Here is a 13,370-nt window from a genome sequence, read left to right as displayed (position 1 = left end):
GTGTTCCGCGGAATTGGAACAGATTCTAATAACTTGTTACTGGCCGGTTATCGGGGTACGCGACGCTGGGCACCCCGGCCTGAGACGGCCATGAGAATCGCCTGAACGTGGCCAAGTGCGGAGTTGTCGCGGCGAGGACCCCGTGAGCCCTCATGACCATCGCTCGACGGAGGCCCGCTGAGGGCGGCGGGGCGGGTGGGGTGGCGGGAGCCGTAATGGAAGGGCGGGGTTGAACCAGCCGCAACCGGAAACGCACGGAAGGGCGGGGTCGAAACAGCCGCAACCCGGAACGCACCGAAAAGCGGGTTGAGACAGCGTGAAAAGCAAAAGAGGCGGCACACCCGGCACCTGGGTGTGGCCGCCTCTTTCGGAAGCGTGAAAGTTACTTCACGGTGACGCTGGCGCCGGCGCCCTCGAGGGCAGCCTTGGCCTTCTCCGCCTGCTCCTTGTTGACCTTGCTCTCGAAGACGGACTTCGGAGCGCCGTCGACCAGGTCCTTGGCCTCCTTGAGGCCGAGGGAGGTCAGCGCGCGGATCTCCTTGATGACCTGGATCTTCTTGTCGCCGGCGGCCTCGAGGATGACGTCGAACTCGTCCTGCTCCTCAGCGGCGGCCTCGCCACCACCGGCGGCCGGGGCGGCAGCGGCGGCGACGGCGACCGGGGCGGCAGCCTTGACGTCGAACGTCTCCTCGAAGACCTTCACGAACTCGGAGAGCTCGAGAAGGGTCATCTCCTTGAACGCGCCGAGCAGCTCGTCGGTGCTGAGCTTCGCCATGTTTTCCTCCGTATGGGATGTGCTTTAAAGGTGGATCGGGACCGCGGTTAAGTGCGGCAACCCCCAGCTACTCGCCGGCCTCCGCGCGCTTGGCGCGCAGGGCTTCGGCCAGCTGAGCCATGTTGGTGGGCAGCGCGGCGAACATGGCGGCAGCAGCGGACTGCTTCGCCTTCATCGCACCGGCCAGCTTCGCGAGGAGAACCTCGCGCGACTCCAGGTCGGCGAGCTTGGTGATCTCCGTGGCGTCCAGCGTCTTGCCGTCGAGGACACCGCCCTTGATCACCAGGAGGGGATTGGCCTTGGCGAAGTCACGCAGACCCTTGGCAGCCTCGACGACGTCGCCGCTGACGAAGGCGATCGCGGTCGGGCCGCTGAGCAGGCCGTCGAGGCCCGTCAGACCGGCCTCGTTGGCAGCGATCTTGGTGAGGGTGTTCTTCGCCACGGCGAACTTCGCATTCCCACCGAGTGCAACGCGCAGCTCCTTGAGCTGAGCGACGGTGAGACCGCGGTACTCGGTCAGAACGGCTGCGCTGCTTCCAACGAACTCGTTCTTGAGCTCGGCGACCGCGCTCGCCTTATCCGGCCTCGCCATGGGCCTCCTTCCAGGATGTTCCGCCGGAGAAGGCCCAGAAATGAGAACAGCCCCGGGCGCAGGGCGCACGGGGCTTCACACACACTCATCGTGTGGGGAAACTCGTATCACACCTGCGCGGGCCGTCCGCAAGAAGCGGATCCTTCGGTCACCAGGACTGGCCAAGGTGACAACCGGCGGTCTTCGGCAACGACCAGACTACGGGCTGGTCGCCGAGTTTCCAAATCGATGTTCTCTTGTGGGTTGCCGCTACGAGTTCGACGGGCTCGGCTGCGGGACGTTCGACGGCATTTCGCCGACCTGGTCCGCGGGCGGAGTCTGGATGTTGACGGGCTCGTTGAAGCCCTTGAAGAACAGGGTGGCGTCGAGCTTGCCGCCCTGCTTCTCACCGTTGAGCTGGAGCTTCGCCGGAAGGCCCTGGCCGTCGACCCAGATGTCGAACTTGACGTCCTTCAGCTCGGCCATGTTCTCCTTGGCGCGCTGCTGCTCGTCGGCCGGCAGCAGTTGCACCGCCGCCTCGACCGGGAACGTGCCGCTGAAGTGGGTCGTGTCGACGCCGTTCACGCTCTCGGTGCCGACCTGCTTGACATCCTTCGAGGCGGTGACCATCTTCGTGACCGCCGCCAGGTCGAACTGCTGGACCTGCGCCAGATACTGCTGCACCTCACCGCGGCTGTCGGCCTCGCTGAGCGAAACCTTGATCCACGGCTTGGTGGCTCCGACGAGCTTGTTGAGGGCGTCGACCTTGACGTAGACGACGTCGCCCTGCAGGACCGCCCTGGCCCCGCCCGGCAGCTCGCGGTCGCCGAATCCCGCCGTGTCAACGGTGAGATCGATCGCCAGCGTCGGCTTGCCCTGGTAGAGCATCCGGCCCTGGAGCTTTCCGCTCTGCCCGTTGGGGTCCGTCGCGTTGACCACCGCGTCAACGGTGTAGCTGGATACCTGCTCGGTCTTCTGCGCAGCCTGCGTGAGCACCTCCGAGGCGGCCAGGTTGACCTGGATGGGCTGCGCCGTCGATCCACAACCTGCTACCCCGGCCACCACCAGTGCGGCAGCAGCCGCGGCGGCAGCGAGAGAAAACCTACGCTTCACCATGCCTCCGACCCTATGTGGCTAATCACCGATCTGGCGGCTTCCCCGCACAAACCCAGGGAAACCTCGGGGGAATCCCCTAGATCTGCACAGCACCTCCACATCTCCCCGCGGTCAGACGGGCGGCGCCAGCTCGAAGTAGCGATCAAGCAGCTTGGGATCTCCGGAGACGGCCAGCCGTCGGGCGGGGATCCGCTGCCACAGGAACAACATCAGCTGCGAAGCCGTACCCGCGACCTCAAGGTCGGGGGAACCCGCGTCAAGCAGCTCATCCCCCTCGAACCGCACCGTCCAAGCGCCTTCGTCGCACACGAACCGGAAGGTCTCCCCCGCCCCCGGCGGGGCCTTCTTCAACGCCCGCCGAGCCGGGACCATGACCTCGAACGTCTGCGCCACGGCGTCCGCGGCCATCTCGGCGTCCATGTCCCCCGGCTCGCCGAGGGCGTTCTCCGCGTCCCACCGGTGGATGGCCGCCTCGATCGTCTGCATCCGCGACCAGAACCCGGCCGTCTGCTCCGCCGACCACGTCCACACCCGCTCGTCCGGGCCGGTCCTGGCGAACACGTTTCCCAGTACGGCCGCGCCCTCCGCGAACCAGTCGACCAAGCCGACCGGCAACACCCCGAGGCTCGGCGCCCGCCCCGACAGCGGCCACCCCTCGGTATCGGCGGGCAGCAGGTGCGCCAGCCCGCTGGGATCCGGCGGCTGCGCGAGCCGTTCCTCGATGACCGCCGTCACCACCCGGTGCACGCCCGACAGGTGCATCACCAGGTCGGACATCGTCCACCCCGCACACGACGGAACCGGCGGCGCCTCCCGCCCCGCCACCCGCCGGCACGCGGCCTCGAACGCCTGGACCTCGCGATGAAAATGAGCGACGTAGTCCATGCCCTCCACTCTGGCACGCGTGTCCACGCTCCCGTCGTCTCCTACCCGCCTTCTACCCGCCGAAAGTCCGCCGGTACGCGGCCGGGGTGGTGCCGAGGCGGGCGTGGAAGTGGCGCCGCAGGTTCACCGCCGACGACAGCCCGACCCTGGCGGCGATCGTCTCGACGGGCAACGGCGTGCGCTCCAGCAGCTCACGTGCGGCGTCCACCCGCTGGGCGAGCAGCCACTGACCAGGGCTGACCCCCAGATCGGCGGCGAAGCGACGCGCGAACGTACGCGGCGACAGGCGGGCCCGCCGCGCCAGATCCCCGACCGTGAGGGGCTGGTCGAGCCGCCCCGCCGCCCAGTCGAGCACCGCACCCAGCGACCCGTCACGTTCGCGCGCCGGCGCCGGCCGCACGAACTGCGCCTGCCCGCCCTCCCTGCGCGGCGGCATCACCATGTGCTGGGCGATCTCCGTGGCGTAGGCGGCGCCGTGGTCGTTCCTGACGATGTGCAGGCAAAGATCCAGTCCAGCGGCGGTCCCCGCCGACGTCGCCACATCGCCGTGATCGACATAGAGAACGTCAGGATCCACCGTCACATCCGGATACCGCAGCGCCAGTTCCTCCGTCCGCCGCCAATGCGTGGTGGCCCGCCGCCCACTCAGCAGCCCGGCCTCGGCCACCAGAAACGCCGCCGAACAGATGGACACGATCCGCGCCCCACGGCGATGCGCCCGCCGTACCGCGTCAATGATCTCCCCGGGGACGTCGTCCGCCTGCCAGCCCGGAATCACCACGGTGTCCGCGCTCTCCAGCGCCTCCAGCCCGTCGCCGACTCCGATCGTGTAGCCGCCGAGCGTGGGCACCTGCCCGGGTTCGAGGGCGCAGATGCCGAAGTCATAGCGCGCGGGCATCCCCGGCCGCCGCAGCCCGAACACCTCCGTGACACACGCCAGCTCGAACGGCGCCTGCGGAGGATGTACCAGCGCGACCACTCTGATCATGGCAGCAATATACCCAGAGATGACATTCCAGCCACTTTCCCCCTGGTACGCCGCCCGCCACGATGGGCCCCATGCCAGAAATCCCGAAGCTCACCCACGTGGCCATCGACACCGTGGAGACCAGCGACATCGCCCCCGGCATCGTCCGCCGCGGCCTGCCCGGCGGCGCCCTGGCCGCCCGCGCCTTCGACTTCGCCCCCGGCACCACCTGGCCGGAACCCGACCACCACGCCACCGACGAACTCATCTACGTGGCCGAGGGCGAACTCCTCGACAACGGCCACACCTTCCCCGCCGGATCCTTCCTCCATTACCACCCCGGCTCCGTCCACCAGCCCGGCACCCGAACCGGCACCCGCATCCTCGTCTTCAGCCTCCCCCACACCACCCCCACAGACTGACCACCCGAGCGACCATCTCACCGTGATCATGGCGACCATCTCCCCACGACTGTCATCGTGCACGTATGGTCACGACACCTCACGGGCAGCTGGTACGGCGCCACGCCGAGCAAGCGATCAAGGACGCACTGGCCGACACCCGCGTCGTCCTGGTCAACGGCGCCCGGCAGTCGGGCAAGAGCACACTGGTCCGACTGCCGGCGAAGTCAGACGGCACCGAGTGGCGTGACCTGGACGACGCCGTGACCCGGCAGGCCGCACTGAGCGACCCCAGCGGGTTCGTCGACTTTCCCGAGCGAATGGTCATCGACGAGATTCAGCGAGCCCCCGAACTACTCCTGGCCATCAAGTGCCAGGTAGACGCAGACCCGAGGCCCGGCAGATACCTGCTCACCGCCTCGTCGCGCCTCCTCGCGCTTCGCGGGCTACCGGACACTCTGCCCGGCCGTATGGAGACGATCGAGCTCTGGCCGTTCGCACAGGGCGAGATCGACGGACAGCCCGACTGCTTCATCGATGCGATCTTCACCCATGGTCCCGCGCTGAGGCACAACTCCCAGGTGACCCGAGCGGACTACGCCGAACGCCTGATCCGCGGCGGCTACCCCGAGGCGGTCACCCGTCGCCGGCAACGCTTCTTCGACTCCTACATCGGCGACCTGATCAACCGCGATGTGATGCAACTGTCGGAGATCGAGCGCACCGCGGAACTGCGTGCGTTGATCAGGCTGCTGGCGGCCAGGTCCGGCCAACTCCTCGTCACCCAGAGCCTGAGCCGTGATCTCGGCCTGCCCGGCAGCACCACCGCACGGTTCCTCGCGCTCCTCGAAGAAGTCTTCCTGGTGAAACGGATACCCGCCTGGTCGAGGAACATCAGCAGCCGGGCCATCCGCACCCCCAAGATCGCCTTCGTGGACTCGGGGGTGGCCGCGAACCTGCTCGGCACCGACGCTCGCGGCCTGCTGCGGCCGGGCTCCGCGTTCGGCCCGCTGCTGGAGGGTTTCGTCCTCATGGAGCTGGCCAGGCAGACAACCTGGTCGGAAACTCTGGTCGAGCTCTACCACTACCGAACCAAGGATCAGGTGGAGGTGGACGCCATCCTTGAGACCCGTCAGGGCCAGGTGGTGGGCATCGAGGTCAAGGCGGCGTCCACCGTACGCCCGGACGACTTCAAGGGGCTGCGTCACCTCGCCGAGCGCGTCGGCCCCGACTTCATCGCCGGCCTGGTCCTGCATACCGGCACCGGCACCTTCTCCTTCGGAGACCGAATGCTGGCCGTACCGGTGAGCGCGCTGTGGCAGGCACGGGCCGACGGTTAGAAGAGGGCCTGGCCCACCGTCGGCCTCGCGCAGACGGAGGTGTCCTCGATGCAGGCTTCCGCCGGACGCGTGCCGTCGACCATCTTCGTCCACGCGACATGGTGGACCATGTTCTCGAACAGCGGTGTGCCGTTGTTGTTCCTGACGTAGATCCTGCGGTCCAGCGGCGCGCCGATCACGGTGGCCCACTTCGCCTTGCAGGAGGGGCTGTAGTACCCCTGCAGCATGCGGTCGCGGAACCACACTTCCGCGATCGGCCGGGCGTCCTTGTCGCATCCGGTGGTGAGCGGGTCCTTGTTGAAGCATCCTGCCCCTGTGCACGCGGGCGCCGCGACGGCGGCCGCCGTCGCAGGGTGGGGCCCGGACAGCAGGGCCGCGACGACGAGACCGGTGGCGATGTTCCTGACGCGCATGACTCCCCCAGACGAGATGATCACTCAGTGTTGCCGCTCAGGAGCATAGAGCAATAGTGATCTTGCCTGAAGGACTCGGGCCGTGACACCTACTCACGACCGCTGCGGAGGCCTAGAACAGCCGCTCAAGCCGCGCACGATGATCATCCACCAAGCCGGCCGCCCGCACAGCGCTCGCCCTCCCAACCCACGGTCGACACCTCCCCGACTGTGCCAGCGGGCTCACCACGGAGCGAAGCAGACTGGACACCGCCCAGGACTACAGGGGAGCCTGCCACACGTGGGCTTGCCCCAAGAAAGGGCTGCCCGAGCGAAGCGAGGACCGTGCCTGTAAGGCCCGAGCCGGTAAAGCAGAAGGCCCCGCCGTACAACGGCAGGGCCTTGAGCGGATGCAGCCAGTACGGCTAGCCGTCCAGCTCCGCGGTGAGCCCGCGGGTGGCGTTGGGGTCGACCGGGACGCCGGGGCCCATGGTGGTGGAGAAGGTGACCTTCTTCACGTAACGGCCCTTGGCGGCCGACGGCTTGAGACGGAGCACCTCGTCCAGCGCGGCGGCGTAGTTCTCGATGAGCTGGCGCTCGGGGAACGACGTCTTGCCGATGATGAAGTGCAGGTTCGCCTGCCGGTCGGTGCGGAACTCGATCTTGCCGCCCTTGATCTCCGTCACGGCCTTGGCGACGTCGGGCGTCACGGTGCCGGTCTTCGGGTTGGGCATGAGGCCACGGGGACCGAGCACGCGGCCCAGGCGGCCGACCTTGCCCATCAGGTCGGGGGTGGCCACGACGGCGTCGAACTCGTTGAGGCGGTTGCCCTTGGAGATCTCGTCGATGAGCTCGTCGGCGCCGACGATGTCGGCTCCGGCCTCGCGGGCTGCCTCGGCACGGTCACCGGTCGCGAAGACCAGGACCCGGGCGGTCTTACCGGTGCCGTGCGGGAGGTTGACCGTGCCGCGCACGATCTGGTCGGCCTTGCGAGGGTCGACGCCCAGTCGGAGCGCGACTTCGACGGTCGCGTCGAACTTGGTGGTGGTGGTCTCCTTGGCCAGCTTGGCGGCTTCGGCCGGAGAGTAGAGCTTGTCGCGGTCGACCTTGGCCGCCGCGTCCTTGTGCGCCTTGCTGCGCTGCATGGCTATCTCCTGTGGTGGAGTCTGTGGTGCGGGCCAGCGCGGCCCTTCCACGGTGGTCGGAAGGTTAGTCGGCGACGGTGATGCCCATCGACCGGGCGGTGCCGGCGATGATCTTCTCCGCTGCTTCGACGTCGTTGGCGTTGAGGTCCGGCATCTTGGTCTCGGCGATGCTGCGGAGCTGCTCGCGGCTGAGCTTGCCGACCTTCTCCTTGTGCGGGACCGCGCTGCCCTTGTCGAGGCCCAGGGCCTTCTTGATCAGCTCAGGCGCCGGAGGCGTCTTCGTGATGAAGGTGAAGCTACGGTCTTCGAAGATGGTGATCTCAACGGGGATGATGTTGCCCCGCTGAGCCTCCGTCGCAGCGTTGTACTGCTTGACGAAGTCCATGATGTTGACGCCGTGGGGACCGAGGGCGGTACCGACGGGCGGGGCCGGGGTGGCCTGACCAGCGGGGAGCTGGACCTTGACCAAGGCCGCGATCTTCTTCTTCGGAGGCATTTTTCCTACTCCGGGTCCTGATAGGTGAAGTGTTCGGCCGGGTACCTGGCCGAACATGTCGGAAGGCCGCCCTTCGCGAGAGACGGCCAGCCGAACGACTCAGTGTATGTCAGATCTTGGAGACCTGGTTAAACGACAGCTCGACCGGGGTCTCGCGGCCGAAAATGGAGACCAGCACCTTGAGCTTCTGCGACTCGGGGCTGATCTCGCTCACCGAGGCGGGCAGAGTGGCGAACGGACCGTCCATGACGGTGACCGACTCGCCGATCTCGAACTCGACCGTGGGGCCGGCGGACGCCTTGGTCTTGGTCTGCTTGGCCTCTTCGCTCGGCTCCGGGGCCAGCAGCTTGGCGACCTCGTCGAGGCTGAGCGGGGAAGGCTTGTTGGACAGGCCGACGAAGCCGGTCACACCGGGCGTGTTACGCACGGCGGCCCAGGACTCGTCGGTCAGCTCCATGCGCACCAGGACGTAGCCGGGCAGCACGCGCTCCTTGACCGGGACCTTCTTGCCGCTCTTGAACTCCTGGACGGTGTGCGTGGGCACCTCGACCTGGAAGATGTAGTCCTCCATGTTGAGCGACACGTTGCGGCTCTCGATGTTGGACTTCACCCGGTTCTCGTAGCCGGCGTAGGAGTGGATGACGTACCACTCGCCGAGCTGGCCACGCAGCGACTGCTTGAACTCCTCGACCGGGTCGACCTCCGGGACGTCCTCGTCCTCGGCGTCGTCATCGGCCTCTACCTCATCGACGGCGGCGGGAACCTCAGCGTCGTCGTCCTCGGCCTCATCGACCTCATCGGCGGCAGGAGCCTCGGCGACGACGTCGTCGTCGGCGGGCTCGGCAGCCTCGTCAGCGGCCTCTTCCGGCTCGGCGTCCCACTCTTCGCGGGGCTCGTCGGCCGGGAATGAAGACTCGGACACGGTGACATTTCCTCTTTCGTCGAATCGCGTGGCGAAGGGTTATTCCCCGCCGAAGACGCGGATGACACCCCAGCCCAGGGCGGCGTCGAGGCCGTAAACGATCCCAACCATGATCAGAACGAATATCAGAACGACCGTGGTGTAGGTGATGAGATCCTTGCGTGTCGGCCAGATGACCTTACGCAGCTCGTTGACCACCTGCCGGTAGAAAAGGGCAGGAGATGTGCGGGTCTTCTTCTCGCCACTAGGCTTGCCTGCGGTCTCGCCGCGCGTGTCGATCGCCACAGTCCTCACCTGATCCGTCGTGTCCAACGCAGATTGCGGCGCGCTTTCACGCCAAGCTGCGCGGACCGCACTCGCAGGGCACGAGGGACTCGAACCCCCAACCGCCGGTTTTGGAGACCGGTGCGCTACCAATTGCGCTAGTGCCCTATGTCGCCAACCAGACTACCCCGGCCGGCTCACTGCCCGGACCGAACCGCGGCTCGACATGCGGCGGCAGGACCAGGCGAGAGTCTACGGGTGAATACCCCGCCACGTCGAACCGAATCTGATCGCCCAGGTCACAGCACCCGGGAAACAGCATCGTGGGAGCATGGAGCCATGTCCACCCGACCCCGCATCTCCACACGAATCTCCGCGATCTCCGAGTCCGCCACCCTCGCCGTAGACGCCAAGGCCAAGGCGATGAAGGCCGCTGGCCGCCCGGTCATCGGCTTCGGCGCCGGCGAGCCGGATTTCTCCACGCCCGGCTACATCGTCGAGGCGGCCGTCGAGGCCGCGCGCGACCCCAAGAACCACAAGTACACCCCGGCGGGCGGCCTGCCCGAGCTGAAGCAGGCCATCGCCGAGAAGACGGCGCGCGACTCGGGCTTCCAGGTCGAGGCCGCCCAGGTCCTGGTCACCAACGGCGGCAAGCAGGCCGTCTACGAGGCGTTCGCGACCCTGCTGGACCCGGGTGACGAGGTCCTGGCCGTCGCCCCCTACTGGACCACCTACCCCGAGGCGATCAAGCTGGCCGGGGGCGTCCAGGTCGACGTGGTCACCGACGAGTCCACCGGCTACCTGGCCTCGGTGGAGCAACTGGAGGCCGCGCGCACCGAGCGTACGAAGGTGCTGCTGTTCGTCTCGCCGTCCAACCCGACCGGCGCGGTCTACAGCCGCGCGGAGGTCGAGGCCATCGGCCGCTGGGCGAGCGAGCACGGCCTGTGGGTCGTCACCGACGAGATCTATGAGCATCTGGTGTACGGCGGCGCCGAGTTCACCAGCATCGCCCACTACGTCCCGGCCGACCACGTCGTCATCCTCAACGGCGTCGCCAAGACCTACGCGATGACCGGCTGGCGGGTGGGCTGGATGATCGGCCCGAAGGACGTCGTCAAGGCGGCCACCAACCTCCAGTCGCACGCCACCTCGAACGTCTCCAACGTGGCCCAGGTCGCCGCGCTGGCCGCGGTCAAGGGTGATCTGTCGGCCGTGTCCGAGATGCGCGAGGCGTTCGACCGCCGCCGCCAGACGATGGTGCGCATGCTCAACGACATCCCGGGCGTGTTCTGCCCGGAGCCGAAGGGCGCCTTCTACGCCTACCCGTCGGTCAAGGAGGTGCTCGGCAAGGAGATCCGCGGCCGCCGCCCCCAGACCTCGGCGGAGCTGGCGGAGCTGATCCTGGAGGAGGCCGAGGTCGCGGTGGTCCCGGGCGAGGCCTTCGGCACCCCCGGCTACTTCCGCCTGTCCTATGCGCTGGGCGACCAGGACCTCGCCGAGGGCGTGGGCCGCATCGCCAAGCTGCTATCAGAGGCCCGCTAACCGCCAAGGCGGGCCACCAGAGCGGGTCACCAGGGCGGTCCGTACCAGTGGTCGGGCTACCCGGCGCCGATCGAGGACGCGACCGTGGCGATCTGGTCGGCCAGGTCGGGCGTCGCCGCGATGTACACGGCGAGGCCCGGCCGGTCGAGCCACATGAAGTGCCGGACGCTGCCCCGGGTGTTCCAGCGCAGCGCCGGCCGCCCTTCGTGCGTGCTCAACCGCGAGTCGCCGATCAGCGTGACGAACCGCTGGGCCGAGTGCACGCCGCACACCACCCCGATCCACAGGGTGTCGTCCGCGCTGCCGAAGGCGACGCTCTGCGCCTCGTACCGGCTGGGCAGCCCAGGGATGCGGGTGGTCGTGTCGCCGCGCTTGAGCCCGGCGGGAACGGTGTAGGTGATCCGCTGCTCGCCGCACCCCAGCACCGTCGCCCGCACGGGCTCCGGGCTGGGGCTGGGGACGACCCGGCTCTCCGGTACGGCGGTGCCGCACCCGCCCAGAGCGAACACGAGCGCCAACGTTGCCAACCGCCGCATCGTCCGCCTTCCGGAAGAGGTCCCTAGTCTCCCACCGGGGCCTTCACCGAGGCCGCGATGGCGAGCAGCTCCTTGGCCAGCGGCTCGCTGACGCGGATCCACGCGCCGGTGCCGACGCGTTCCAGCCAGACGATCATCTTGCCGCCTTCCGGATGGGCGCCGACCACGGCGGGCTTGCCGCGCACGGTGGTCTCGCGGGCGCGCTCAAGGTCGGCCCGCTTGCGGTAGGTCTCCCAGTCAGCAGCGACAGTACCGTGTTCGACCTGCGCCTCGACCGTGCGTTCGCCGGTTCCGAAGCGGGCCCAGCCGCCGTCGGCGCCCTTGTCCTGGGCGATCACCCCGCCGCCGGTCCGTTCCAGGCCCGCGGGGAGATAGGTGAGCCAGAAGTTGTCGGAGACGACGGCGATCGTGGTGGGCTTGATCATCGCGGGGGCGGGAGGCGGCGGCGCGGGCCGGGGTTGTTGTCCGAAATCTGCGGAGAACACCAGAGAGAGCGCCACCACCGACGACACCAGGGCCAGGACCGAGAACGCGGCACGCCACCATTGCCCCGAATGCATACCCGGTAGATCCCCAGTTTCGGGCGGACTTTACTCGGAGATCGGATGAATTCCTTCCGCGATTTTGACGAGCTCGTCCTTGATCTTGTCCTTGCCGATGTTCTTGACGCGGAACTGGCTCATCATGACCTCGACCGCGAGGCCGTCACGCAGCTTCCAGCCGATGGTGTGGGTGCCGCCCTCCGGCTCGGTGTACGCGCCCACCTTGGCCACCTCGCCGCCCTCCGACACGTTGGCCAGGTAGGCCTTCTTCCCCTTGATCTCGACCGTTTCGGCGCCCTGGCCGGGGAACTCCGCCAGCCGGTTCTCGACGAACGACGCCGCGTCGCCCTCGTAGACGACGATCTGGATGGAGTAGAAGCGGTCCTTGTTGGGCTCGTCGAAGGTGGTGGTGTAGGAGGTCTTCCCGAAGCCGTTCTTGCCCGACCAGTTGCCCCAGGACAGGCCCTCGGGGACGTATCCCACCCGGATCCCGCCGAACTCCCGGCCGTCGCCCAGGTCGCCGAGGTCCTGCAGCGCGGAGAAGAGCGTCACCTTGGTGCCGGGTTCGACCTGCTCGCCCGCGGCGGGCTTCTGCTCGGTGACGAACTCGGGGATCTCGGAAACGTCGTCGACCTGTAGCCCGGCGGCTCTCAGCGTCTTCACCGCCTGATCCAGCTTGAGGCCGTTCACGTCGGGCACCGTCACCTTGGTCGTGACCACGGCCGAAGCGGTCTCGTTGCCCCTGACCTGCTGGGGTTCGTTGGAGGTGAGGACCGCGGGCACCGTCACCGCCACCGCCGCGGTGACCAGGGCGGCGCCCGCCGTACGAAATCTGATGGTGTGGCGGCGGCGGGCGCGGCGCACGGAGCGCCCCAGCGTCGGCGGCGCGTGGACGTCGGCGACGTGCCTGGCCATCGCCTCCCTGAGCTCTTCCTCGACGTTCATCGAAACACTCCTTCCTTGACGCTCTCGCGCATCTTGGCCAGTCCTCTGGCCGCCTGGCTCTTCACGGTGCCGAGCGAGCAGCCCAGCAGCGCCGCGGTGGCGCTCTCCGACTGGTCCTCCCAGTAGCGGAGGACCAGGACGGCCCGCATCCTGGGCGGCAGCCTGCGCAGTTCCCCGATGAGGCTGTCGCGCAGGTCCACGTCGGGCGAGCCGGCCACGGTCTCGGGCGGCCGGGCGAAGGTGATCTCCTGCAGCACCCGGCGGCGCCTGGCCTTGTTGATGGCCGCGTTCACGACGACCTTGCGCGCGTACGCCTCGGGGTTGTCGCGGCGGATCCTCGACCAGTGCCGGTAGACCTTCTCCAGTGCGCCCTGGACCAGGTCTTCGGCGTCGTGCGCCGACGCGCCGCAGACCAGTACCGCGGTCCGCAGCAGCGAGGTGCTTCTGGCGGCGACGAACTCGTCGAAGGCCGCCTCGTCTTCATCCGTCATCAGCGGGGTCCCCTTTCGCCTTCCACAACACGCGAACCCG

17 protein-coding genes and 1 tRNA gene are annotated in these 13,370 nt (G+C 68.0%); 3 read left to right on the top strand and 15 right to left on the bottom strand.

Going from position 1 to position 13,370, the window contains the following annotated elements:
• Nucleotides 1-382: 382 nt before the first annotated feature.
• From rplL to ACFWY5_RS04155, 5 genes are all read right to left on the bottom strand, one after another.
• On the bottom strand, nucleotides 383-775 hold the full coding sequence (rplL, locus tag ACFWY5_RS04175; RefSeq protein WP_379614572.1) for a 50S ribosomal protein L7/L12: 393 nt from the start codon (nucleotides 773-775) through the stop codon (nucleotides 383-385).
• A 67-nt stretch (nucleotides 776-842) separates the two neighbouring features.
• On the bottom strand, nucleotides 843-1,367 hold the full coding sequence (rplJ, locus tag ACFWY5_RS04170; RefSeq protein WP_379614574.1) for a 50S ribosomal protein L10: 525 nt from the start codon (nucleotides 1,365-1,367) through the stop codon (nucleotides 843-845).
• 249 nt (nucleotides 1,368-1,616) lie between these two features.
• Complete coding sequence (locus ACFWY5_RS04165; RefSeq protein ID WP_379614576.1) at nucleotides 1,617-2,462, bottom strand: DUF1396 domain-containing protein; 846 nt, start codon at nucleotides 2,460-2,462, stop codon at nucleotides 1,617-1,619.
• A 111-nt stretch (nucleotides 2,463-2,573) separates the two neighbouring features.
• Nucleotides 2,574-3,347, bottom strand: coding sequence for a maleylpyruvate isomerase family mycothiol-dependent enzyme (locus ACFWY5_RS04160; RefSeq protein ID WP_379614578.1), 774 nt, complete (start codon nucleotides 3,345-3,347; stop codon nucleotides 2,574-2,576).
• A gap of 52 nt (nucleotides 3,348-3,399) precedes the next feature.
• The gene (locus tag ACFWY5_RS04155) at nucleotides 3,400-4,335 is read right to left on the bottom strand and encodes a helix-turn-helix domain-containing protein (RefSeq protein ID WP_379614580.1); all 936 of its coding nucleotides are present in this window, start codon (nucleotides 4,333-4,335) and stop codon (nucleotides 3,400-3,402) included.
• Nucleotides 4,336-4,406: 71 nt separating this feature from the next.
• Here ACFWY5_RS04155 and ACFWY5_RS04150 point away from each other — a divergent pair, with 71 nt between their 5' ends.
• Both ACFWY5_RS04150 and ACFWY5_RS04145 read left to right on the top strand, forming a co-directional pair.
• Nucleotides 4,407-4,736, top strand: a complete 330-nt coding sequence (locus ACFWY5_RS04150) for a cupin domain-containing protein (protein WP_379630511.1) — start codon at nucleotides 4,407-4,409, stop codon at nucleotides 4,734-4,736.
• A gap of 65 nt (nucleotides 4,737-4,801) precedes the next feature.
• The gene (locus tag ACFWY5_RS04145) at nucleotides 4,802-6,055 is read left to right on the top strand and encodes an ATP-binding protein (RefSeq protein WP_379630510.1); all 1,254 of its coding nucleotides are present in this window, start codon (nucleotides 4,802-4,804) and stop codon (nucleotides 6,053-6,055) included.
• Here the strand turns inward: ACFWY5_RS04145 and ACFWY5_RS04140 are convergent.
• The 6 genes from ACFWY5_RS04140 to ACFWY5_RS04115 all read right to left on the bottom strand — a co-directional run bounded on the left by ACFWY5_RS04140 (nucleotide 6,052) and on the right by ACFWY5_RS04115 (nucleotide 9,442).
• The gene (locus ACFWY5_RS04140; RefSeq protein WP_379630509.1) at nucleotides 6,052-6,468 is read right to left on the bottom strand and encodes a DUF2690 domain-containing protein; all 417 of its coding nucleotides are present in this window, start codon (nucleotides 6,466-6,468) and stop codon (nucleotides 6,052-6,054) included. The genes ACFWY5_RS04145 and ACFWY5_RS04140 overlap by 4 nt on opposite strands.
• 404 nt (nucleotides 6,469-6,872) lie before the next feature.
• Nucleotides 6,873-7,592, bottom strand: a complete 720-nt coding sequence (rplA, locus tag ACFWY5_RS04135; RefSeq protein ID WP_184958103.1) for a 50S ribosomal protein L1 — start codon at nucleotides 7,590-7,592, stop codon at nucleotides 6,873-6,875.
• A gap of 64 nt (nucleotides 7,593-7,656) precedes the next feature.
• Entirely contained in the window at nucleotides 7,657-8,088 is a 432-nt protein-coding gene (rplK, locus tag ACFWY5_RS04130; protein WP_184958104.1) for a 50S ribosomal protein L11, read from the bottom strand.
• A 109-nt stretch (nucleotides 8,089-8,197) separates the two neighbouring features.
• Entirely contained in the window at nucleotides 8,198-9,010 is an 813-nt protein-coding gene (nusG, locus tag ACFWY5_RS04125) for a transcription termination/antitermination protein NusG (RefSeq protein WP_379630508.1), read from the bottom strand.
• 39 nt (nucleotides 9,011-9,049) lie between these two features.
• Nucleotides 9,050-9,295, bottom strand: a complete 246-nt coding sequence (gene secE / locus ACFWY5_RS04120) for a preprotein translocase subunit SecE (protein WP_184958106.1) — start codon at nucleotides 9,293-9,295, stop codon at nucleotides 9,050-9,052.
• A gap of 74 nt (nucleotides 9,296-9,369) precedes the next feature.
• Nucleotides 9,370-9,442: transfer RNA gene (locus tag ACFWY5_RS04115), tRNA-Trp, on the bottom strand.
• 171 nt (nucleotides 9,443-9,613) lie between these two features.
• Here ACFWY5_RS04115 and ACFWY5_RS04110 point away from each other — a divergent pair.
• Nucleotides 9,614-10,816 carry a pyridoxal phosphate-dependent aminotransferase gene (locus ACFWY5_RS04110; protein WP_379614591.1) on the top strand — a complete coding sequence of 401 codons (1,203 nt, stop codon included), beginning with the start codon at nucleotides 9,614-9,616 and terminating at the stop codon, nucleotides 10,814-10,816.
• 56 nt (nucleotides 10,817-10,872) lie between these two features.
• Here ACFWY5_RS04110 and ACFWY5_RS04105 read toward each other — a convergent pair whose 3' ends face one another.
• Genes ACFWY5_RS04105 through ACFWY5_RS04090 form a run of 4 tightly spaced genes read right to left on the bottom strand, consistent with a single transcriptional unit; the run spans nucleotide 10,873 to nucleotide 13,330 of the window.
• On the bottom strand, nucleotides 10,873-11,343 hold the full coding sequence (locus tag ACFWY5_RS04105) for a hypothetical protein (protein ID WP_379630507.1): 471 nt from the start codon (nucleotides 11,341-11,343) through the stop codon (nucleotides 10,873-10,875).
• 32 nt (nucleotides 11,344-11,375) lie between these two features.
• The gene (locus ACFWY5_RS04100) at nucleotides 11,376-11,912 is read right to left on the bottom strand and encodes a hypothetical protein (protein ID WP_379614595.1); all 537 of its coding nucleotides are present in this window, start codon (nucleotides 11,910-11,912) and stop codon (nucleotides 11,376-11,378) included.
• A 30-nt stretch (nucleotides 11,913-11,942) separates the two neighbouring features.
• Complete coding sequence (locus tag ACFWY5_RS04095; protein WP_379630506.1) at nucleotides 11,943-12,839, bottom strand: PASTA domain-containing protein; 897 nt, start codon at nucleotides 12,837-12,839, stop codon at nucleotides 11,943-11,945.
• Nucleotides 12,836-13,330 (bottom strand): SigE family RNA polymerase sigma factor, encoded by a 495-nt coding sequence (locus tag ACFWY5_RS04090; RefSeq protein ID WP_379614599.1) that lies wholly within the window; start codon nucleotides 13,328-13,330, stop codon nucleotides 12,836-12,838. The genes ACFWY5_RS04095 and ACFWY5_RS04090 overlap by 4 nt, the downstream gene beginning before the upstream one ends.
• Nucleotides 13,331-13,370: the final 40 nt, after the last annotated feature.

It is taken from the genome of Nonomuraea sp. NPDC059007 (assembly GCF_042740555.1).
Lineage (GTDB): Bacteria > Actinomycetota > Actinomycetes > Streptosporangiales > Streptosporangiaceae > Nonomuraea.
This window is presented reverse-complemented; position numbering and strand designations above follow the sequence as displayed.